Source organism: Lysinibacillus sp. NPDC098008 (assembly GCF_044760715.1).
Classification (GTDB): domain Bacteria; phylum Bacillota; class Bacilli; order Bacillales_A; family Planococcaceae; genus Lysinibacillus.
Window position 1 is genome coordinate 1 of record NZ_JBIWBA010000018.1, and the last position, 19,712, is coordinate 19,712.

At 36.5% G+C, this 19,712-nt stretch carries 24 protein-coding genes and 1 pseudogene; 15 read left to right on the plus strand and 10 right to left on the minus strand.

Annotated features, from left to right (window positions below; translation table 11 throughout):
• Positions 1 to 297 precede the first annotated feature (297 nt).
• Together ACIQVU_RS14455 and ACIQVU_RS14460 are read left to right on the plus strand one after the other, a co-directional pair.
• Positions 298 to 858, plus strand: a complete 561-nt coding sequence (locus tag ACIQVU_RS14455; protein WP_402896121.1) for a DUF4303 domain-containing protein — start codon at positions 298 to 300, stop codon at positions 856 to 858.
• A 15-nt stretch (positions 859 to 873) separates the two neighbouring features.
• Positions 874 to 1,992, plus strand: coding sequence for a serine hydrolase (locus ACIQVU_RS14460; protein WP_340808123.1), 1,119 nt, complete (start codon positions 874 to 876; stop codon positions 1,990 to 1,992).
• 70 nt (positions 1,993 to 2,062) lie between these two features.
• Here the strand turns inward: ACIQVU_RS14460 and ACIQVU_RS14465 are convergent, their stop codons facing one another.
• A complete protein-coding gene (locus ACIQVU_RS14465) occupies positions 2,063 to 2,413 on the minus strand; it encodes an SMI1/KNR4 family protein (RefSeq protein ID WP_340808645.1) in 351 nt (116 codons plus the stop codon).
• Entirely contained in the window at positions 2,380 to 2,520 is a 141-nt protein-coding gene (locus ACIQVU_RS14470) for a sugar kinase (RefSeq protein ID WP_340808122.1), read from the minus strand. Before ACIQVU_RS14470 ends, ACIQVU_RS14465 begins: the two co-directional genes overlap by 34 nt.
• 137 nt (positions 2,521 to 2,657) lie before the next feature.
• On the opposite strand from ACIQVU_RS14470, the gene ACIQVU_RS14475 reads away from it, so the two are divergent.
• The 6 genes from ACIQVU_RS14475 (at position 2,658) to ACIQVU_RS14500 (ending at position 7,630) form a co-directional block, all read left to right on the plus strand.
• Positions 2,658 to 3,188, plus strand: coding sequence for a cupin domain-containing protein (locus ACIQVU_RS14475; RefSeq protein WP_340808121.1), 531 nt, complete (start codon positions 2,658 to 2,660; stop codon positions 3,186 to 3,188).
• A 90-nt stretch (positions 3,189 to 3,278) separates the two neighbouring features.
• Complete coding sequence (locus ACIQVU_RS14480; RefSeq protein WP_340808120.1) at positions 3,279 to 3,746, plus strand: RrF2 family transcriptional regulator; 468 nt, start codon at positions 3,279 to 3,281, stop codon at positions 3,744 to 3,746.
• A gap of 116 nt (positions 3,747 to 3,862) precedes the next feature.
• A complete protein-coding gene (locus ACIQVU_RS14485; RefSeq protein ID WP_340808644.1) occupies positions 3,863 to 4,456 on the plus strand; it encodes an NADPH-dependent FMN reductase in 594 nt (197 codons plus the stop codon).
• Between the two features lie 43 nt (positions 4,457 to 4,499).
• Positions 4,500 to 5,444: a ring-cleaving dioxygenase gene (locus tag ACIQVU_RS14490; protein ID WP_340808119.1), complete on the plus strand. Its 945-nt coding sequence runs from the start codon at positions 4,500 to 4,502 to the stop codon at positions 5,442 to 5,444.
• Positions 5,431 to 6,036, plus strand: coding sequence for a flavin reductase family protein (locus ACIQVU_RS14495; RefSeq protein WP_340808118.1), 606 nt, complete (start codon positions 5,431 to 5,433; stop codon positions 6,034 to 6,036). Before ACIQVU_RS14490 ends, ACIQVU_RS14495 begins: the two co-directional genes overlap by 14 nt.
• A gap of 550 nt (positions 6,037 to 6,586) precedes the next feature.
• Entirely contained in the window at positions 6,587 to 7,630 is a 1,044-nt protein-coding gene (locus tag ACIQVU_RS14500; protein ID WP_340808117.1) for an AI-2E family transporter, read from the plus strand.
• 52 nt (positions 7,631 to 7,682) lie between these two features.
• Here the strand turns inward: ACIQVU_RS14500 and ACIQVU_RS14505 are convergent, their stop codons facing one another.
• Both ACIQVU_RS14505 and ACIQVU_RS14510 read right to left on the minus strand, forming a co-directional pair.
• On the minus strand, positions 7,683 to 9,017 hold the full coding sequence (locus ACIQVU_RS14505; protein WP_340808115.1) for an MATE family efflux transporter: 1,335 nt from the start codon (positions 9,015 to 9,017) through the stop codon (positions 7,683 to 7,685).
• Positions 9,004 to 9,471 (minus strand): GNAT family N-acetyltransferase, encoded by a 468-nt coding sequence (locus tag ACIQVU_RS14510; protein ID WP_340808114.1) that lies wholly within the window; start codon positions 9,469 to 9,471, stop codon positions 9,004 to 9,006. The genes ACIQVU_RS14505 and ACIQVU_RS14510 overlap by 14 nt, the downstream gene beginning before the upstream one ends.
• Before the next feature lie 86 nt (positions 9,472 to 9,557).
• Here ACIQVU_RS14510 and ACIQVU_RS14515 point away from each other — a divergent pair, with 86 nt between their 5' ends.
• The 3 genes from ACIQVU_RS14515 (at position 9,558) to ACIQVU_RS14525 (ending at position 13,059) form a co-directional block, all read left to right on the plus strand.
• Positions 9,558 to 10,388 carry a MerR family transcriptional regulator gene (locus ACIQVU_RS14515; RefSeq protein ID WP_340808113.1) on the plus strand — a complete coding sequence of 277 codons (831 nt, stop codon included), beginning with the start codon at positions 9,558 to 9,560 and terminating at the stop codon, positions 10,386 to 10,388.
• A 203-nt stretch (positions 10,389 to 10,591) separates the two neighbouring features.
• Entirely contained in the window at positions 10,592 to 11,872 is a 1,281-nt protein-coding gene (locus ACIQVU_RS14520; protein WP_402896126.1) for an SMI1/KNR4 family protein, read from the plus strand.
• Positions 11,873 to 11,883: 11 nt separating this feature from the next.
• A complete protein-coding gene (locus ACIQVU_RS14525; RefSeq protein ID WP_340808110.1) occupies positions 11,884 to 13,059 on the plus strand; it encodes a DUF4272 domain-containing protein in 1,176 nt (391 codons plus the stop codon).
• Positions 13,060 to 13,105: 46 nt separating this feature from the next.
• Here ACIQVU_RS14525 and ACIQVU_RS14530 read toward each other — a convergent pair whose 3' ends face one another.
• The 4 genes from ACIQVU_RS14530 to ACIQVU_RS14545 all read right to left on the minus strand — a co-directional run bounded on the left by ACIQVU_RS14530 (position 13,106) and on the right by ACIQVU_RS14545 (position 15,912).
• Complete coding sequence (locus ACIQVU_RS14530; RefSeq protein WP_340808108.1) at positions 13,106 to 13,456, minus strand: hypothetical protein; 351 nt, start codon at positions 13,454 to 13,456, stop codon at positions 13,106 to 13,108.
• On the minus strand, positions 13,431 to 14,150 hold the full coding sequence (locus tag ACIQVU_RS14535; RefSeq protein ID WP_340808107.1) for a DUF2225 domain-containing protein: 720 nt from the start codon (positions 14,148 to 14,150) through the stop codon (positions 13,431 to 13,433). Before ACIQVU_RS14535 ends, ACIQVU_RS14530 begins: the two co-directional genes overlap by 26 nt.
• 501 nt (positions 14,151 to 14,651) lie before the next feature.
• Positions 14,652 to 15,389 (minus strand): cyclase family protein, encoded by a 738-nt coding sequence (locus ACIQVU_RS14540; protein WP_340808106.1) that lies wholly within the window; start codon positions 15,387 to 15,389, stop codon positions 14,652 to 14,654.
• A 172-nt stretch (positions 15,390 to 15,561) separates the two neighbouring features.
• A complete protein-coding gene (locus ACIQVU_RS14545) occupies positions 15,562 to 15,912 on the minus strand; it encodes a YuzC family spore coat inner layer protein (RefSeq protein WP_340808105.1) in 351 nt (116 codons plus the stop codon).
• Positions 15,913 to 15,996: 84 nt separating this feature from the next.
• Between ACIQVU_RS14545 and ACIQVU_RS14550 the strand changes: the two genes are divergently transcribed.
• The 3 genes from ACIQVU_RS14550 (at position 15,997) to ACIQVU_RS14560 (ending at position 18,295) form a co-directional block, all read left to right on the plus strand.
• Positions 15,997 to 16,545 (plus strand): SMI1/KNR4 family protein, encoded by a 549-nt coding sequence (locus ACIQVU_RS14550; RefSeq protein WP_340808103.1) that lies wholly within the window; start codon positions 15,997 to 15,999, stop codon positions 16,543 to 16,545.
• Positions 16,546 to 16,694: 149 nt separating this feature from the next.
• Positions 16,695 to 17,579 carry a helix-turn-helix transcriptional regulator gene (locus ACIQVU_RS14555; protein ID WP_340808101.1) on the plus strand — a complete coding sequence of 295 codons (885 nt, stop codon included), beginning with the start codon at positions 16,695 to 16,697 and terminating at the stop codon, positions 17,577 to 17,579.
• 557 nt (positions 17,580 to 18,136) lie between these two features.
• A complete protein-coding gene (locus ACIQVU_RS14560) occupies positions 18,137 to 18,295 on the plus strand; it encodes a DUF1540 domain-containing protein (protein WP_340808643.1) in 159 nt (52 codons plus the stop codon).
• Positions 18,296 to 18,341: 46 nt separating this feature from the next.
• On the opposite strand, the gene ACIQVU_RS14565 is transcribed toward ACIQVU_RS14560, so the two are convergent.
• The gene (locus ACIQVU_RS14565; protein WP_340808100.1) at positions 18,342 to 18,587 is read right to left on the minus strand and encodes a group-specific protein; all 246 of its coding nucleotides are present in this window, start codon (positions 18,585 to 18,587) and stop codon (positions 18,342 to 18,344) included.
• 135 nt (positions 18,588 to 18,722) lie between these two features.
• Here ACIQVU_RS14565 and ACIQVU_RS14570 point away from each other — a divergent pair.
• Positions 18,723 to 19,039, plus strand: a pseudogene (locus ACIQVU_RS14570) (phosphoribulokinase); the annotation flags it as partial.
• Between the two features lie 10 nt (positions 19,040 to 19,049).
• Here ACIQVU_RS14570 and ACIQVU_RS14575 read toward each other — a convergent pair.
• Entirely contained in the window at positions 19,050 to 19,682 is a 633-nt protein-coding gene (locus ACIQVU_RS14575) for an SIMPL domain-containing protein (protein ID WP_340808098.1), read from the minus strand.
• Between the last annotated feature and the right edge of the window lie 30 nt (positions 19,683 to 19,712).

Below are 19,712 nucleotides of genomic sequence, written 5' to 3' on the forward strand. Positions count from 1 at the left end.
TGGTTGTATATAACCAAATCTATAAAAGAAATAGGAAGAAAAATGACAAAAGCCATCGAGAGTGAACCTCTCGATGGCTTTTGTCTACAGTCTGAGGTGCGATTCTTCTAATAGAATCGCACCTTTTTGTGCAAGAAGCCTAAACGAATCACAATACATTATTTTAAATTTTGTACTTATTGCGATAACTATATTTTGGAAAATAGGGATTTGCTATAATAATTATGAGAACAGGGGAAATGGAAGCTGCTAATTTTTAAGGAACGACCAACGAATTATTTTAAAGGAGGCATGGCTATGGCAATGAATGATGACATTGAGATTCTAGCAGTGGAGATAGCAAATGCGGCAAGAAAGTCCTTTTTGGAGCTTTTTAAAAGTGGTGAACGGTTTTATTATTGCACATTATATACTACTGGCGAAGGGCATGCGCCGAGCATTTCGGCTTGGTCGTGGGAGGCATTAGAGCGAGAGGCTGTTAAACAGGCAAGCCGTAGCAATAGATCACCATGTGAAATGGCTAATCTTCTGAAGTGGTCCTATGCAGATTCTCCCTATTGTTGCTTTGGCGAAGAAAATTTTACAGCTGTGTATAAATGCTTTGCGCAGCGACCATATATGTGGACGCTTGAAGAGGACGAATGGCAAGAAGAATTGCTACTGCGCTTAAAGGCAATGGAACTAGCCCTGAAAAAGCTTGCTAATGAGGAGTTATTCTCCCTCAATCAGCCAAGGGATTCTATATGCATTGTTGTGGAGATTATGCCACCAGAAGCAATTAATACACAAATAGCACTTCGATTAAACGATCCTTCCTCACCAGCTTTCCAGCAATGGCTGGAAGAAGCAGCAGAATAAACAGGAGGTACTTATGTGAAAATAATATATTGGATCATTAGCGGTATTTGTGTTTGTGTTGGATTAGCGATAGGTATTGTATTTTGGAAGGTGCAAAAAAATATGACGACAGCCGATCCTGAATATATTGTGCAATTTATAAAGGACAATCAAGAGGGTGGAAACATCTCATTAGCTATTCAGCACAATCAGCAGCCATGGATAGAGCTAAATACAGAAAAGCCTCTTGTTTTAGCAAGTACGGTGAAAATAATTGTAGCGATTGCCTATGCTCAACAGGCAGCAGATGGACGTATAAATCCTCAGCAGCAAATTTCTTTAAAGGATTTAGAAACATTTTACTTGCCTAGAACAGATGGTGGTGCACATAAAGCATGGCTAGCACAATTAAATCTTGATGGCAGAGATAGTGTACCGTTAAGTGAGGTAGCAAAAGGAATGATTGCCTATAGCTCAAATGCGAATACAGAATATTTAATGCATATACTAGGTCTTCAGGCTATTAATGATGTTGTAGTGCAACTGGATGTAGTGAAGCATGAACCATTATATCCAATGACAAGCGCCCTTTATATTCCTATGCAACTAATGGAAGAACAAGAGCTAACGCCAAAAGAGGCATTAATAGTTTTACAAGATATGGATAAATCTGAATATCACAGGAGGGCATTATCTATTCATAATCAATGGATCAAACATCCTTTGACAAATGAGGAGAAAGAAAAGGCGTTAAAATTGCTAAGCATGGATTTTCAAAAAGTATGGTCTGATCGTTTAGTCAAAGCTCCCACAAATGATTACATTGCTATTTTAGAAAAATTAAATCGTAAAAAATACTTTAGTGAGGATGTATATAAGTATTTAGATCCTGTGATGGAACAACTAATGGAGAATCCTGCAAATCAACAATGGCTAACACATGCAGGGCAAAAGGGAGGGTCTACTGCCTTTATTTTGGCAATGGCAGCTTATGCAGAGGATAAGGAAGGCAACCAAACGGAAATAGCCTTCTTTACTAATAATTTAACAACAATGGAGCAAATTAAGCTCTCAAATAGTATAAATAGCTTTCAATTAAAATTTCTAACAGATGATCAATTTCGTATACGTCTAAAAAAAGAATTATCTCAATAATAGACGGTGAAAATCCACTTAAATTTTTGTGATTTTCTCTACAAAACGTACGGCGGATTTTTATCATAGCTTATGAATGTTCATCAATTAAATGTTCCAAAAAATTAGCGAAGGTAGGGGCATACTCATAAATCATAGCATTCATTAAGTCATAGCACATAACCGGAAAATCCCCTTGCTCATCTTTAGACGAAGTATCAAAGAAATATAGTTCATCTGAATCTGGAACAAATATATCTAATCTATTTGGATATTGTCTGCACCAATCCTCATCAGCCAAATTTAGCCGATGAATATAGAGAAGATCGCTGTCATTTATATCTCGATAAGCTGGTAGGGATAATGTTAAAATATTCCCTCCATTAAGCTGTGCATTGCCATAATTTTTTAACCACCAGCAATAAGAGGGGGGAAGGTAAATCCTAGCTCTTGTTCAGCCTCTATAATCCAATTATCTTCAGCGCTATGCCCAAGAAACCATTTAATTGCTGTCGTATGTGCTAGTTTTTCAGCCAATCTATCATACATGGCAACTACCTCCTTTATTTTTAATAATAACCAATGTCTAACCTAAGTTAAAGAACAACTTTGCTCATGCACTGTAAGTACATTCTTTTCATCATTTGCATACTATAAGTTGAGAATGGACGGGAGGATTGAAGGAAATGTATCAACCTTATTATGGTAATTACTCGATGTACCATTATGGTTATCAACAGCCTGTTTATTGGGCTTATCCAAATCAAGTAGCGCAAAGGACGAACCATCATATGCGGCAGGATTATGGACCTGAGCCATTTGTTGTGGATATTGAAGAAACTACAAAGCACAATAAAAATTACCGTACAGCATTATGGACTGGATCACATTTGCAAGTAACTGTAATGAGTCTTGAGGTAGGAGAAGATATTGGCTTAGAGGTTCATCCACATGTCGATCAGTTTATTTGTATTGAAGAGGGGCATGGTGTGACTCAAATGGGACCTAGAAGAGATTATTTAAACTTCCAAAGAAATATTTCAGAAGATACAGCGATAATGGTACCAGCAGGAACTTGGCATAACGTGACAAATACAGGAAATAAGCCACTAAAGCTTTACACAATTTATGCACCGCCTAATCATCCAGCTGGAACAATTCATAGAACCAAGGCGGATGCTATTGCTGAAGAAGCGGGCTATGGGCAAAGAGCATAAAAAATAAAAGAAAGCGTGTTTTGATACAAACATGCTTTTTTTCTTGATATATTGTAGATAATAAAGCTCTTTAATGGAGGGTGATAAAGAATGAAATATTCAAAAGCAACAAATTATGCGTTACATACAATGGTTACTTTGACACTAACCGCTAAAGAAAAATCAATGAGCGTAGAGTCTTTAGCAGAAATGCAAAATCTATCCCCAACGTATCTTTCTAAAATTTTAACAAAGCTTGTAAAGGCAGGCTTAATTGAATCGAATCCGGGTGTGAATGGTGGCTATCGGATTGCTAAGCGTTCTCAGGAAATTTCCTTTTTAGATGTGATCTATGCGATTGAAGGGCAAACCTCATTATTTAGCTGTTCTTCTAACCATAATGATTGCCTTATTGAGCAAGTGATGGTGGATGCTGAAAATCAGATGAAAGAGGAACTGAGCAAGAAATTTATTGTAGATATTGCTCATAAGATGGATAGAATGTTTGAAGTGACGGATAGAGCGCCAAAAGTGATGGATAAAACATTTAAATCAACGGATAGTACACTCTTAAAATAAAAAAACAAAGATGTTGACGTTTATTAGAGTGACATGTTATTATTATCTCGAATTCAAGATAAATAAAATTAGGATAAATGAATTCGAACCTTTAGCTTTCGTCAGGAGGTACAATGATGGGTTTTTTTAATAAATTTTTTAGTTCAAAAAAAGAGGAGGAACAAACAATGGCAGAATTAAATATTGGTATTATTATCGGATCAACTCGTGAAGGTCGAGTAAGTCCTCAGGTAGCGCAATGGGTAAAGGAAATTGCAGATCAACGTGGTGACGCAAATTATACAGTGATTGATATTGCTGATTATAAATTGCCATTATTAGGCGAACCAGGACAAGATGCATCAGGTGCACAAGCTTGGTCAGAAATTATTGCTAAACAAGATGGCTTTGTCTTCATTGTGCAAGAATACAATCATTCTATTACAGGCGCTTTAAAAAATGCACTAGATTACTTACGTGAAGAATGGAATAACAAAGCTGCGGGTATTGTATCTTATGGCTCTGTTGGTGGTGCTCGTGCAGCAGAACATTTACGTGGCATTATGGGCGAGCTGTTAATCGCAGATGTACGTGTTCACCCAGCACTATCATTATTCACAGATTTTGAAAATGGTACAGACTTTAAACCAAAAGCTGTACAAGCAGATTCAGTAAACCAGATGCTAGATCAATTAATTCCATGGTCTAAAGCATTATATACAATTCGCTAGACACAAGTGGGAAAAAATAGTCATGATGAAAGGGCTTGTTAACATGAAAAAGCATACAGCGGGTATTCACCATATCACAGCTATTGTAGGGCATCCACAAGAGAATATTGATTTCTATGCAGGCGTGTTAGGTTTACGCTTAGTAAAACAAACAGTAAACTTCGATGATCCTGGCACATATCATTTGTATTTTGGCGATCAAGGTGGGAAACCAGGTACAATTATGACCTTCTTCCCTTGGGCTAATGCGTATCAAGGGCGTATTGGTGATGGTCAGGTCGGTGTGACAACGTATGTTGTACCAGAAGGAGCACTGCCTTTTTGGATTAACCGCTTAGCAAAGTTTGCGATACCTTTCCACAAAGCAGAACGTTTTGGTGAACAAGTTATTCAATTCGATGATCCACATGGCTTGCATATTGAACTCGTTGCACGTGCTGCAGGCGCAGTAAATGAATGGACATTTGGCGAGGTAACACCTAAAGTTGCAATTAAAGGCTTTGCCGGAGCTACTTTATATTCAAGTCATCCTGAAGAAACAGCAAAGGTTTTAACAGAGGTAATGGGTCTTGAGCAAGTAGCGGCAGAAGGCGACTATATTCGTTTCAAATCAAATGCAGATATTGGCAATACGGTTGATGTAAAAATGATAACAGGTTTACATGGTCAAATGGGCGTAGGAACGGTTCATCATATTGCATGGAGAGCCGAGGATAATGTAGATCATTTAGAGTGGCAAAAATATGTGATGAATCATGGGCAACATGTAACGGAAGTGAAGGATCGTAATTATTTTAATGCGATTTATTTCCGTGAGCCTGGCGAGATTTTATTTGAAATCGCTACAGACCCTCCTGGATTTGCTTATGACGAAACATCTGAAACGATGGGAAGTCAATTAATGCTACCACCTCAGTACGAGCAGCATCGTGAACAATTAGAAAGAACATTAATTCCAATTAAAGTGCGCGAGCTTGATTTCGATTGATCCTAAGAATAATTCAGAGCGCAAAAACTATAAATTACTCATTGGAAGTATTATTCCAAGACCAATTGCTTTTGTTACAACAAAATCAGAGCAGGGTGTTGTAAATGGAGCGCCATTTAGTTATTTTAATATCGTGTCATCTAATCCGCCTATGATTTCTTTAGCGATTCAAGGACCAAATGGACGCTTAAAAGATACAACTCGACATATCCATCATCGTCAGCAATTTGTTGTGCATATTGTAGATGAGGATAACGTGGAGCAGGTAAATGAAACAGCAGCATCCTTGCCTGTTACAGAAAGTGAGATTGAACGTACAAGCTTTACATTAGTGGATAGTCAGCAAATAACTGTTCCCGGTATTCAAGAGGCAAAGGTGCGCATGGAATGTCGCTTAGTACAAACAATTCCATTGATGAATGGTAAGGAGCAGACTGGCGATTTATTGATTGGAGAAGTTGTCCAATTTCATATAGATGAAACAATTTATCATGAAGGTTATATTGATCCAAGCAAATTACAAGCAGTTAGCAGGCTTGCAGGATCAAACTATGCAAAAATGGGTGAGGTTTTTGCGATAGAACGACCATAATAGTAACTGCTTAAATAATGGGAGCTGTTGGGAAAGTCAGTAGAAGCTGATGTCCCTAACAGCTCCTTTGTTTTTAGAAGTAACTAAAAATTACATATTTCTATATCAATTAGAATAAAATGGTATGGCGGAGCTTTTGATAAGCCTCTACCTCAATATCAATCTTTAAGTTAGGTTTGTTACAATTTTCATAGAATAATGTTTAGTAAAAATTCTATAGAAATACCATTATAAAAGAACTTTCAAATTGGATATGTTGATTTAAAGGGTTATAATAGATTTATAGAGTTGGCTTATACGCTGATAAAGCTTTCACAAGGATAAAATATAGACTTTTTAATTTGACAAAACATACAATTCACTTCCATCTATAGCTTCAAACAATAATTTTAAAGAAATATGAATTTCGTCTTATCTTAAAGATATATGGCTATACTTAATAAAGAGGAAATTTTTACATAAGAATGATGCGTATTGTTGTAAATCAATTTTGAGCGTGTAGCCCTAGGTAGCAGAGGCAGCGAGGCCATTTTGTAAAAGGAGTGAATCAATGAATAATTTTTTCCGAAGCCATGGCTTTAAACGTTTTATGCTTTTACTTGGCATTGCGGTTGCATTATATTTAATGCGTAGTATGATCAATATTATTTTGCTGACATTTATTATCACCTATTTAATGAATCAGCTTGCTACGAAAACAACAAAGAGTATGAAGAGATATGTACCGTTAAATGAAAAAGCAGTTACGGTAACCTTATACTTATTACTTGCTGGTGCAATTGTAGCAGTTATTTATAAGTATTTGCCGGTTGTAACACAGCAAATCACACAGCTTTTTGATCTTATAGCAAGCTTTAATGTTAATCCAGATGATAATGAGATTGCCAGATATTTAGCACCAACCTTTGAGAAAATTGAGCTTGGTAAATATTTAGAGCAGGGTGTAGATATAACTCTTAAAAATATTACGAATATTGGTAAAATCATTATGCAAATCTTGATTTCATTAATATTAAGCTTATTTATCCTACTAGAGAAGAAACGAATTATTGAATTTACAGCAAAGTTTAAGGATAGTAAGGTTGGACCTTTATATGATGAGCTTCACTATTTTTCAAAAGTATTTATTCGCTCATTTGGAAAAGTAATTGAGGCACAGTTTATTATTGCTGCTGTTAACTGTGTACTATCAGTGATTATGCTTTATATAATGGGCTTCCCACATTTAATTGCTCTTGGTATTATGATTTTTATTTTAGGGTTAGTGCCAGTAGCAGGTGTTATTATTTCATTAATTCCAATGAGTATTATTGCTTATAGCATTGGTGGCTTAATGTATATTGTTTATATTTTAGTGATGGTAACAGTGTTGCATGCGATTGAAGCGTATTTTTTAAATCCAAAGCTTATGTCCGCAAAGACGGATTTACCGATTTTCTATACATTTATGGTTATTCTTTTCTCAGAGCACTTCCTTGGTGTATGGGGACTAATCATTGGTATTCCACTATTTATCTTCCTGCTGGATGTGCTAGGTGTTAACTCCTCAGAGCCTCTGGAGCAGCAGCCTATACCAATACAAGAGGACAAATGATAAGCCATTATAAAAAGGAATCATCTACAATAAAGAGATGATTCCTTTTATTTTATAAGGGGGCAATAATTTGCGGTTTTTTCTTAATATAGCAATAAATCAGTAATGCCGTTACTCCCTCTACTACAGGGAAGGTCCACCAAATAGCTTGAGCGCCAAATAACTTTGGTAGGATAAATAGCGCTGGAATAAATAGAATAAAGCTTCGTAATAGCATAATCATTGTAGCAAGACGAATTTTCTCAATGGATTGGAAAAATTCCGCAAACACCATATTGATGCCTAAAAAGATATAGCCGATCGCAAAATAAGCAAAGCCTTGCGCTGCCATACTGCGAATTGCAAATGTGCTGTCGCCAAATAGAGCCATTAACTGAGAAGGAATAAGCATTGCTATAATCGATATTAATAGCCCTAGTATAAGGGCAGTCGCCACGCCAATTTTTAATAAGGCTGTTAACCGCTTCATTAATTTTGCACCATGATGGTAGCTAACTAATGGTTGCAGAGCCATACCAACCCCAAGAAAAATCATTAACAGCACTGTATGAATATAATTGACCATGGCATAGGCTGTGACACCCTTTGCGCCTAAATAGTGTAAAAAGGTTACATTATATAAAATAACAATTACAGCTACAGAAGCTTCAACGATAAAGCTTGGCAGTCCAATCGCAAAAATTTTCCTTAGGTCTGCTAGCTTAAAAAATGAAGTAACAAACTTTAGCTCAGATTGCGGTCGGAAAAAATGAAGACAAAGCACAGACATACCGATAATTGTAGCAATGGCTGTTGCTAAGGCGCAGCCTGTGACACCATAATCAAGCATAAAAATAAAGATATAGTTTAAGATAATATTTAAGACAGATGTTGTTATTAAACCAAGCATTGCCAGCTTTGGATTACCATCGTTTCGGATAAAAATACTTAAAAGATTTTCGATTGTATAAAATACACCAAATAGCAAAATAACATATAAATATTGCTGTACATATGGATACGTATCATCACTTGCACCAAATATATAGGAAATATCTTTTAGATTGAACAATAGTAGCCCAATAATAGTGAGCACAATAACAAGCATTGTTAGAAATGCCAATGTAAAAAGCTGATGCGCTCGCTGTTTATTGCCCTCGCCAAGAGAAATCGAGAAAAGCGTAGCACCGCCCATACCAATCCATAGAGAAATAGAAAGCAGAATAGAGAAAATAGGAACGGCAATATTGACTCCTGCTAAGGCTGTAGGTCCCACGCCATGGCTCACGAAAATACCATCGACTAAAATATTAACGGACATTAAGAACATACCAACCATGGCTGGGAATAAATATGATAAAAACAACGGCTTCAATGGTCTTGTTTCAATTGGATTAATGGTTGTCATGTCTATGCACCTCCAACACCATTACTTTTTCTCCTTTATCATCTAGCTCACCATTAAAGATAAATCCAAATTGTTGATAAAGTCGAATTGCTACAGCGTTGTTGTCGTAAACGCTTAAATAGATATGCTGACAGTTAAATTGTACTGTTAAATAATGAATAAGCTGTTGTAAAAAGTATTTACCTAAACCCTGCTTTTGATAACGCTCATCAATTAAATAGCGATCAAGCCAAATACGTTGACTGTGGTCGTCATGTGGGAATACCCCATACATAGCAAAGCCTACAGCAGTGTTATCCTTGTACAAGCCTAAAGGTGTGAAATGTCGATCCCTCTCTGCCTCTGCTAAACATTGGCTCGTTGTTTCGATAAAATGCTGTTGATTGTCAGCGATACATAAAGCTAAAATTTCCTGTTTGTTGAAAGCTGTAATGTCACGAATCTCCGTGAACATAAATGTCAAAACCTTTCTATTTTTAATGTGAATAGGTACAATCTAAAGTATATAGTTACTATATAGTCAAGGGAGGAAACTCAAAAATGCTTAATAAAAATGTAAAATATTTTACAACAGGGGAATTTGCCAAAATATGTAAGGTTAATAAACAAACATTAATTTATTATGATCAAATTGGCTTATTATCACCTACTATTAAGGACAGTAAAGGTTATCGCTATTATTCCCTTGCACAATATGATTTTTTTAGTGTCATTGAATTATTAAAAGCAGTAGGCATGTCCTTGAAAGATATTCAACAGTATATGGCAGAAAAATCACCTGAAAATTTTTTAGAATTAATGCATCAGCAAAAGGAGATTGTTGCAAAAAAGCGCCGAGAGCTAGAAATCATTGAGGGTATTATTGATGTCAAAATGAAAACAACAGAGGAAGCGTTACATCTTCACTTTGATGACATCACCATTGAATATTTTCCAGAGGCAACATTGTATTTAAGTAAAAATATCGAGAATTCTACGGAGGAGCAGTTTGTCAAGGCTGTAGCTGATTTTATTGAGGAGTTAGACCGCTCCCAGTTAGATACGGGCTATCCAATAGGGGGCATGACAACAAGAGAGCAAGTGCTAGCGGGTAATTATGATAATTATAGTTACTTATATATAGAGCAGCCACATCCAAGAGAAGGGCATCCTTATTTTAAAGCAATAGAGGGGCAGGTTATTATTGGCTACCATATAGGCCCCTCTAAAAGGCTTGGCGAAACATATAGCCGATTATTTAAGGTTATGCATGAGCAAGGCTATCAATTAGGTCAGTATGTTTATGAGGAATATATTTATGATGCTGTCATGAAGGATCGCGAAGAAGAGTATGTCACCAAAATTATGATGGAAGTACAAAAGATTCAATAAGCGCCTATAAGTGAGCCCTTTATCGTAGGTTGTCTTTTAGATGTCAGTAAAATATTCATATTTTTCTATTTCTTCTAATTTGGAAGCAGTTTTTGACGATATAGAAGTGAATTTATTTTGGTTCAGCAAATTCTTTTTGTATCGAAAGTGAAGCGTCAGCGGTAATTGCGCTGGGGCGTAATGGATAAGGACGGTGAAGCTTTATGTGGATGGAGCGTTGGCATAGCTTAATCGAACAATTAAAGCAGCAAGGAGCCTCTGTGCATCCTATTGATATTCAGCCTGTAGCGACGGAGCAAGAGCTACAGCAGGCTGAGGAGCAGCTTGGCATCCCAATTCCTACTGAGTTTCGTCAAATATTACAAAAATATGCTCAGCAAGTGAATCTCTACTGGCCTTTACCTGATACAGCAATTCTTCCTACTCAATTGACAGAGAAGCCTTCAGGTGATTTTGGATGGAGCTTGGCAGATTTATATTTTCCTGACTTTGGTGGCGAGGAGGAGCCAGATGAACAGCAATACTTACAATTTTACACAGCGCATAATGGAGATGCTGTGCTAATTAAGCTGAGGGATGAATCAATTTGGTATTGGAGCCATGAGGAGGATGAATTCGATTTTCTTGCACCAAGCTTCCATGCTTATGTCGATCATGTAACGACTTTAGGCTGTATCGGGGTGGATTGCGGGCAGCATCGCCAGTTTTGTGATGCTGCGGGCTTAAATCCACATTCAGCCATCTCACAAATTTGGTTACAGTGGTTTGAGCAATACAGAACGTCAAGCTTACAGCAGGCTAAAGCTAGCTTAGAATCCTTGCTTTTCTATGTTTCTATGCATGGTGTAAAAGATCCCGAGGTGCAGGAGGCTTTTTCATTATTCAATAAAGAACAAGTATATCAAGCATTGCGTCAAAAGCTTGAGCAAGATTCATCCTTATGGCATCAGCAAGCATGGAGCGATGTGCTAGTAAAGGTATGTGCAAATAAGGCTGAGCAGTGGGTGAGGGAGCTATGGCAAGGGAATAGCGACATAGCAGAGTCCCTGCGTGATTATTTAACAGTCTATTGCTTGCCAATAGAAGAGGGGCTAGCTTTAGTTCTTCAGGATATTGAAAAGGATAGGATTACTAGCTATACAGCCTTACATCGTCTACGCCATTTCCATCATCCAAGTGTTATCGATTGGATGAAAGACTATCTCGCCTTTCCAATCGATGGGTGGGATACATTGTTAGCGCAATCACAGCCAAGCGCAGAGCTATTACTTGAATGGTTAAACGGTCACGAAGTAGAGAGGCTTACTGCTATCCGAGCCATTGATTATATGATGCGTCAAGGAATTGTGCCAACAACTGATGTAGAAGCAGAAAAGTGGCAGTCGTTATTAGCATTTTGGGCAGAGCATGAGGTACTACGAAAAAATAAACAACTATTTAGCCATGCTTTAAATAGCTTGGATAGCTGGGTATTGAAACAATAGGGGGAGATAACTTGAATCATTTTACAATATTTGCTTCTAAAAATGATACACACGATATTGAGGATAAAATTTTAGAAACATTGGCGCAAGACTTGACAGTTGAAAAAAATGCTAGTAGCTATTTATTGAAATCGAGGGGGCTGTTTAAAAAGCATCGAGGTACTATTCATGTGATTACTGATGAGATAGACCCTGATTATTTCGCCAAAAATATTCCTGGAATGATGGGCTTTTATAACAATATTCCTTTTGAAGATGAACAACTAAAGGAACTTGTGATGATTCAAATATCTGTGTTCAACACAGTGATTGCAGTTGAGATGGATAAAGAAATAACAGATGACCATATGCAGCTATTAATAAAATTATTATCAAGTATAGGTGGTGTTGGCTTTTTACCAGAGGGTACTTTGCTTGATCAAAATGGCTCGGTTATTGTTTATTCTAATGGACAATCAGGGCCTTCGAACTTTAGACCCCATGCCTGTACAAAAATGATAAATGCCCAAGAGGTAACATCAGCACAAGGAGAAGCACGAAAAAATAACACGATTGCATTCTTAGCAGAGAAAGAGATACCTTATGTAGCATCATTGCCACAGCTGCCGCCAGTAGAGGACTGTGCTTTTAAAAGTCAGGAGGATATTGCTAAAAGGGCAGTAGCTTTATTAATTGCTATTCAATTTGCCTGTGATGTAGCACAAAACGGAAATATTGAGGATTCAAGAGAGTTCTTTCTAAATATGCTGCATAAGTATAATGTACAGCAATTTTTAACGGACAATGAAAAGAGCTTTCTGCAGGCACAATATCCAGATGCACAAGAGGCAGTAAATATTACATGGCAATATGAAGCCTATTGGACACTTATTTGGGCATTGGGTCTTGTAGAAACATTAGCATTTCCAGATGATATATGTAATTGTGAATATGCGATCCAGGCTGTTTCTCGCCATGAAACATTCGAGCAATTTTATGCCCAAACAGCTATGCGTAGTAAGGAAGAAATTTTGGATGAGGCTGATAAAATCTACCGATTACATTGGGCCTGTGTAAATAGTCGTATTAATGGTCAAACAGCGCCAGCAGCTTTAAATGAAAGTGTTGTAATGGAAAGGCGTAGAGGCTTATTTTGGTTAATTGGTTATCGCAATGAACAATGGGATACAATATCAATGGACACATAAATAGAAGAGCATCTCCATGCTAATTCAACAGGAGATGCTCTTCTATTTATTTATAATGATAGGTGCTTGTTCTAGCGTTGCGTTGAATTTGATTAAACCATGCACGATCTTTTTCCTCTTGCTGTAATGTTCCAATAATTGAGGAGGAGCAGCTTATGCAAATTTTTGCTTGTGTAATTTGCCCACATCTTTCACAAGGTGCACCTAAGTTAGGAAAGATGGCTGTTTTTAATTTTCCAGATTTCACCCATTTATATAGCAGCTCAGATGATACACCTGTTAAAGCGACAACTTCATCATTTGTTAAATAGCGATTATTTTTTCTTAATAAAAAATGATGTAACTCTGAAAATATATCTTCTTCTCTTACATCAATTCTTTTTTGAAATAGCAACATAACTATCCCTCTCCTCCTCACATTCATTAACTGCTGCAGACTGTTCATCATATCTATAATTTTCCCAGCGATTACGTGCAAGTTTACGATACTTTGGCGACACATGCTTATCGGCAATTAAGCGTGAAAATCCTCTTTTTGCCTCAGTAATATCACCAAGTCGAAGGCTTAATTCGGCATGTAAAAACTGAATTCTTTCCCCGCCCTCCTGATTGGATGCAAAGGATTTACTGTAAAAATCTCTAGCCGCAAAAAGATAACGTTTTTCGGACTCCTGATCATTTTTTAAACGATACAGCCACGCAATTTTTAAGGCGAAATTAGCCATTAGCAGTGCTTCCTCCATGGCTGCACGAGCCACTAAATAAGCGAGCTTAAAGCTAGTGATAGCATCATCAATAGTGCGCTCCTGACAGATGTTCATCGGCTTTTGAAGCTCTTTAATATATAATTCCTCAATTAGCAACATAAAGGGTCCATATGTTCGAGTCATTGATTTATGGTAGGCATAACCGCAATGTGGACATACGGCAACTTCGTACAGCAAAGGATTAAGGCCTTCATAAACAGGCATAAAATCAGATTGCTCCTCGATAATTTTATATCGATTAGGACGCACCTTATAGGTTGTAAAACGCTTTTTGCAACATTTACAATCCACATTACTTTCATAGTAATAAATGTTAAATGCCATAAGAATCAACTCCTTTTGCATGCCGTAGGATTTTATTTCTTTTGTTCTATTTATACGAATAAATTTATCGTTCAATGTATTTAATTTCTTATCTTTTATTTTAACAATTCTGTGTGCTTTGGTATACTCCTTTAGAATTATTAAAATAAAAATAATTCTGATGCCATTAGTTAATTATTATTGGCAATATGCTTGTAACAGTATTTATCGGTGTTGCTAAAGCAAGTTACATAGTTTGAGAAAAGTTTGTCGAAATATGTACAAAAATTTAAAAGGACATTATAGAGAGTTTATTGTGATTTAGTGAAAATGAACTACAAATAAGGGAGAGCGTTTGAGATTGAAGCGAATGCTTGCGAAAGGAGAGTGAATACCCGCGGAGCTAGAAGAAATACTCGCGAAGTCAGGGTGAATAACCGTGAAGCTAGAGCGAATACTCATAAAGTTGGAGAAAATATTAAAGCTGGTATGATTCAAGACAAGAATCATACCAGCTTTATATTATGGCAAAATTGCAAATGAGCGTACAGGGAATCCAGATGCTTTTTCTGGCTTTGGTACGATATTAAAGATAATCGCGCCTCTTGTAGGGAGCTTATCTAAATTGGTCATAAGCTCAATTTGATAGGTGTCTTGCTCAAGTACAAAATATTCACCAGCAAGCTGTCCATTTTTACGAAAATCAACAGCAGAATCGGTATCGAATGTTTCATGCCCAATGGCACTCACTTTGCGCTCCTTGAATAAAAAGTGTAAAGCCTCTAAGCCCCAGCCTGGAATATGATTATGTCCATTTTCATCCGCATTATTAAAGGCTTCCTTATCAGGCCAACGTTTACTCCAATCTGTGCGCAGTGCCACAAATGCCCCTGCTTCAATCTCTCCATGCTGTGCTTCAAAATCAACAATGTCCTGAACTGTTAAGGTAAAATCGTGATTGTTCGCTGCTTCCTGTGATTTATCAATGACAATAAGGGGAAGAACAAGCTCTTTTAACTCTAATTCCTCTAAATAGCGTGTGTCACGCACAAAATGAATGGGTGGATCAATATGTGTACCATATTGACCTGGGAATGTGAATTGTTGGGCGAAAAAGCCATCATCATGAGAAAATAATGTTTCAAATTTTGCATCCTCAAACATAAAAAAATGCGGTGAATTAGGACCAAATGTATGTGTTAAATCGACCCATTGCTTAGATTTTAATAATTGTAATGCTTGTAAAAGTTCGTTTGACATCTAGTTCCCTGCTTTCTGTATGTAGTGGTAAATAAAGAAGCTTGCTTTTCCAGCTCCCTCTAATTCTCTTGATAAGAAAAGTAATATAAGAATTTTCAGATATAATGATTATCAATACTCTAACATATATTTTTATTGTTTACAACTTCGATAGGAATACAAGGATAATATTTTACCAATTCATATTTAATGTGATCCCACAGCAACCACTATTGATAAGGCGTATTTGGAAGCTATCTGGTGTATAGTTTGTTTCAAATTTCATTGTAATACCTGTGGATGTAATTAATTGTTCAACCTTTGCTTTATTGGAAAGCTGCGCTGCATTCATTAAATCATGAGCAAATTGCTGGGAGCTATTAATTTTATCTGTTAGTAATTGTGCTTGCTGCATGATTGCCTTTATTTGTGTAGCTGAATTTTTAAATTTATGTGTATCAACAGGTGGGAACGGATTAATAGCAAGCTGGTAGGCTGGATACTGATAGGCATAAAGAAAATACGGATAAGAATTGTAATACAAAGCAATTCCTCCTATCCTATAACTGATATCTTATCTTATGTGCCATAATGGTTTTAGGTGTTTTGATAAAGGGAGGCGAGCTGTATGATAAATATTCGTCAATATATTGAAAGCGGTTTTCAGGCTTATTACGACCGATATTCTCATATTTCTGATGAGGGCTTTTGTAGATGGATGCGCCCAAATGTGCCTGAGGAAATGAAGGTAATGGATATTGATGGGGAATGGTCAGTTTGGAAATTAATTTCTTCTCAAGTAACAGAGCAAGATATTCAAGGCTTAGAAAAAGAATTTGACTTGAAATTTCCGCAGTGGTATAAAGCATTTATTTCAACATACCATCATTATTTTGATCATATACCTGAACAAGGCGTACATAATCCTTTGGATAGTATTCGAGATATGTATAATCCTACATTATGTCAGCTAGGCTACTTACCGTTTTGCTGGGATGCAGAATACGGTTGTATTTTTTGTATAGATGTAAATCATTTAGAGGATGAAGAAGGCTGTGCTATTTATGAGATTGATCATGAAATGTTATTTGATGAAGATATCGATATCCAAGCATCGTTAAAATATCTTTATCCTAATTTTAAAGCTTATTTTGACCATACCTTCTTAGATGTATAAAAGGAAGCTGTGGCATTTTATTAAAGGTCAAGCTATAGGCTGAAACCATTTAAAATAGTGAATTCTTACGTAAACAAAATGCTAAATTTAGCAATCGCTATCAAATAATTTGATTCCTTCTCCGTTATGATAAAGATGAGGTGAGTGATATGGAGTATAGTCAAGCAACACAGCGAACTATTGCTTATATTGAAGAACAATTATTGGAGGAAATTTCATTTGACTGTCTGCCAGGCAATGCGGGCTATTCAAAATACCATCTTAGCCGTATTTTTAAGCAAGAAACAGGGATGACGATTGGTGAATATATAAGAATGCGTCGACTTGCTATGGCTGCAAGTTATTTGCTGTACTCCAATGCATCAATCGTAACGATCGCTGTTACACTTCAATTTCAATCACAAGAAGCATTTACAAGAGCCTTTAAAGAGGTTTATGCTTTGCCGCCAGGAAAATATCGGAAATTGATGCAATCATTAAATATGATGGAGGAGGAAAAGTTGGTGGAATCAAGTGAACAAGTTAAGGGGTGGACGTTGAGTGGTGCAAATCCAGAATTATATCAATTCCATACAGATGATCAAGTATTTCATTCAGGAAAGCGGTCAGGTGTATTATATTCCACAACCGCAAATGCAAATAACGGGCAATTTGCTACAATGATGCAAGGCTTTCTTGCAGCAGGCTATAAGGGGAAGCGACTGAAAATGTCCTGCTACTTAAAGACGGTAGATGCAGCCAAATGTGGTGCGTGGATGCGGATTGATAACAGTATGGGAGATACAATTCAATTTGATAATATGGATCAACGTGCTGTTACAGGGACTACTGACTGGAATCATTATTCAATCGTGTTAGATGTGCCTGAAGAAAGTGATTCCATTTATTTTGGTGTCTTGTTAATTGGCTCTGGTAAAGTTTGGGCAGATGGTTTTCGTTTGGAGGAGGTTGACGAGAAAGTGCCATCGACAAATATGCTAACGCAAACATCTTTGCCAAAACACCCAGCTAATTTAGATTTTCAGATGGAATAAAGTGTTGCTGTTAATATCATAAAAAAGAATCTTCAAAATAATGAATAAAATAAGGGACTAGAAATTGAATTACCTCTAAATATTACTAGGCTCAACACCAAAGTTTATGCTTGCCACTCTGGCGGCTCTACTGACACTTGAAATCTAATTATAGAGGGAGGTGTGATGAGTATTTCTATCACTGTTAAACGAATATTTGTTTCTGCTATTTCCGCAATCATCATTTCAATGTTTGCAGTTGGAGGAAGCACTATAGCAACTTTTTTGTTCTATAAACTAGATAAAGAGTCATTTGGGAATATCATTTCAACATCACGAATAATATGGTTTTTCATAATATTTATCTTATCTTTTTTCTTTATATTTTATGAAGTGGATAAGAAGAATTGATACCACTCGACAACTAATTTATATAGTTACCACGAATGTTGAAAGATATGAAAAAGTAATAATTAGCATGATTGAATAAAAAGGAAATGTTAGTAAATCAAAAGAATAGATAAAACGTATTGATTGCCTCTAATTTGTTAAAGCTAACAAAGAGGAGGTGTGAAATGATGACACAAGAAATTCTTTGTGAGGTCAATAACTGCACATTTTGGGACGCTGGTAACAAATGTACAGCAGAAAAAATTTATGTTGTTAGCCAAAAGGGAAAACAAGCTTCCAATAGTGAGGAAACAGACTGTAAAACATTTGAACCTGAAACGCATTAATGCATAAAAGGGTAGCCAGTTATATGGTTACCCTTTTCCCTTATTCTTATGAATACATATCTACCTTTTCTTTGCTAAATAAAAGTGCATGAGCATTTTTCACTTTTTCCTCTACATAATCTAATGAGTATTGTCCAGTAGAATCCGTTAAATCACTAATGGCTCGAGCTAAATTATCAATGATTGGAATCAGTTTATGCATGTCAGTTCGATACCTGTCTTTATGCATCTCGTCCGTAATTTCATAAGCAAGACGCTGTATGTTCCGTAAGCGCAATTTTTTAGGTTGCATTGAATCCTCCTTGTGAAAGCAATTTATGATGTTTCAATATATGACTTGCCATGTAATTTCATGAATGTAGTGGGGGAGCTTTTCAAGTGAACTCGAAAAAATCCGAACGCAATTACGCTGGAGCGTAATTGATTAACAATTGATACACATTATTTAAAAGGTGCTGTTATTTCATCCAAAAAACCACTAACGATCGTAGCAGGTATGAGTATAGCATTTATCGACCCATTGTTGTTTGATTTAAAAAGTTATCTTATACAGATGAAGCTACAGAGCTAAAGAGAAGATCAAGTCGAGATGTTATGGAAAGAGGGACAGATATCAATTATTTAAGGCAGTCACATAATGAACGACGTATTCAGTATGAATTGTTTATACATCTGTATTGCCAGTATTTCGATATTGTAATCAAAGCAGCGGATGATAATCCTTATATTGAAAAAATACATTAATAAATTTTTCTTAGTATTGAAATTTGACACGAACGGTAGCATGAACAGGAATTTGTCCCTGTTCTATAGGTGTAAATCCTGAGGAATCAGCCATGGAACGATAAAGAATAGGCGTATTAGCCTGCTCCTCTGTAATTTCAATGGGAAGTGGTGGCAATGCGATACGCATAGTATCCGCAATGGTTTTTGCTTTGATTTGTGCATCATGAAGAGCTAAGGTTAACGCTTGCTGATAATAAGCATCCATCTGATTCACGTTGAATTGGATATTGGCAATACGGTTAGCACCATTTTCGATAGCTGTATCAATAATGAAGCCAATATTATCTAAATCGGAAGTGTTCACAATAATTGCATTTATAACTTCATAGCCATTAAAAATCTGTTGACCATCCTCATAGTTGTACAGCGGTGTAATTGTATATGTAGCTGTTTGAATATCTTCCCTTGGAACACCTAGCGCTACTAATGCTTGAATAACTTGCCTCATTATTGTGGCATTATCTTGTTGAGGCTGCTGAACATTTTTTCCCCGTGTCTGGACTTCAATTTGTAGCTGGGAAGAAGTTGGAGCAGCCATTACCTGTCCATTGCCAGTGACAGTAATTACCCGTGATGGCTGCTGAGTTTGTACATAGTACATAGAATCCCTCCTTTTATAAGATCATTATTC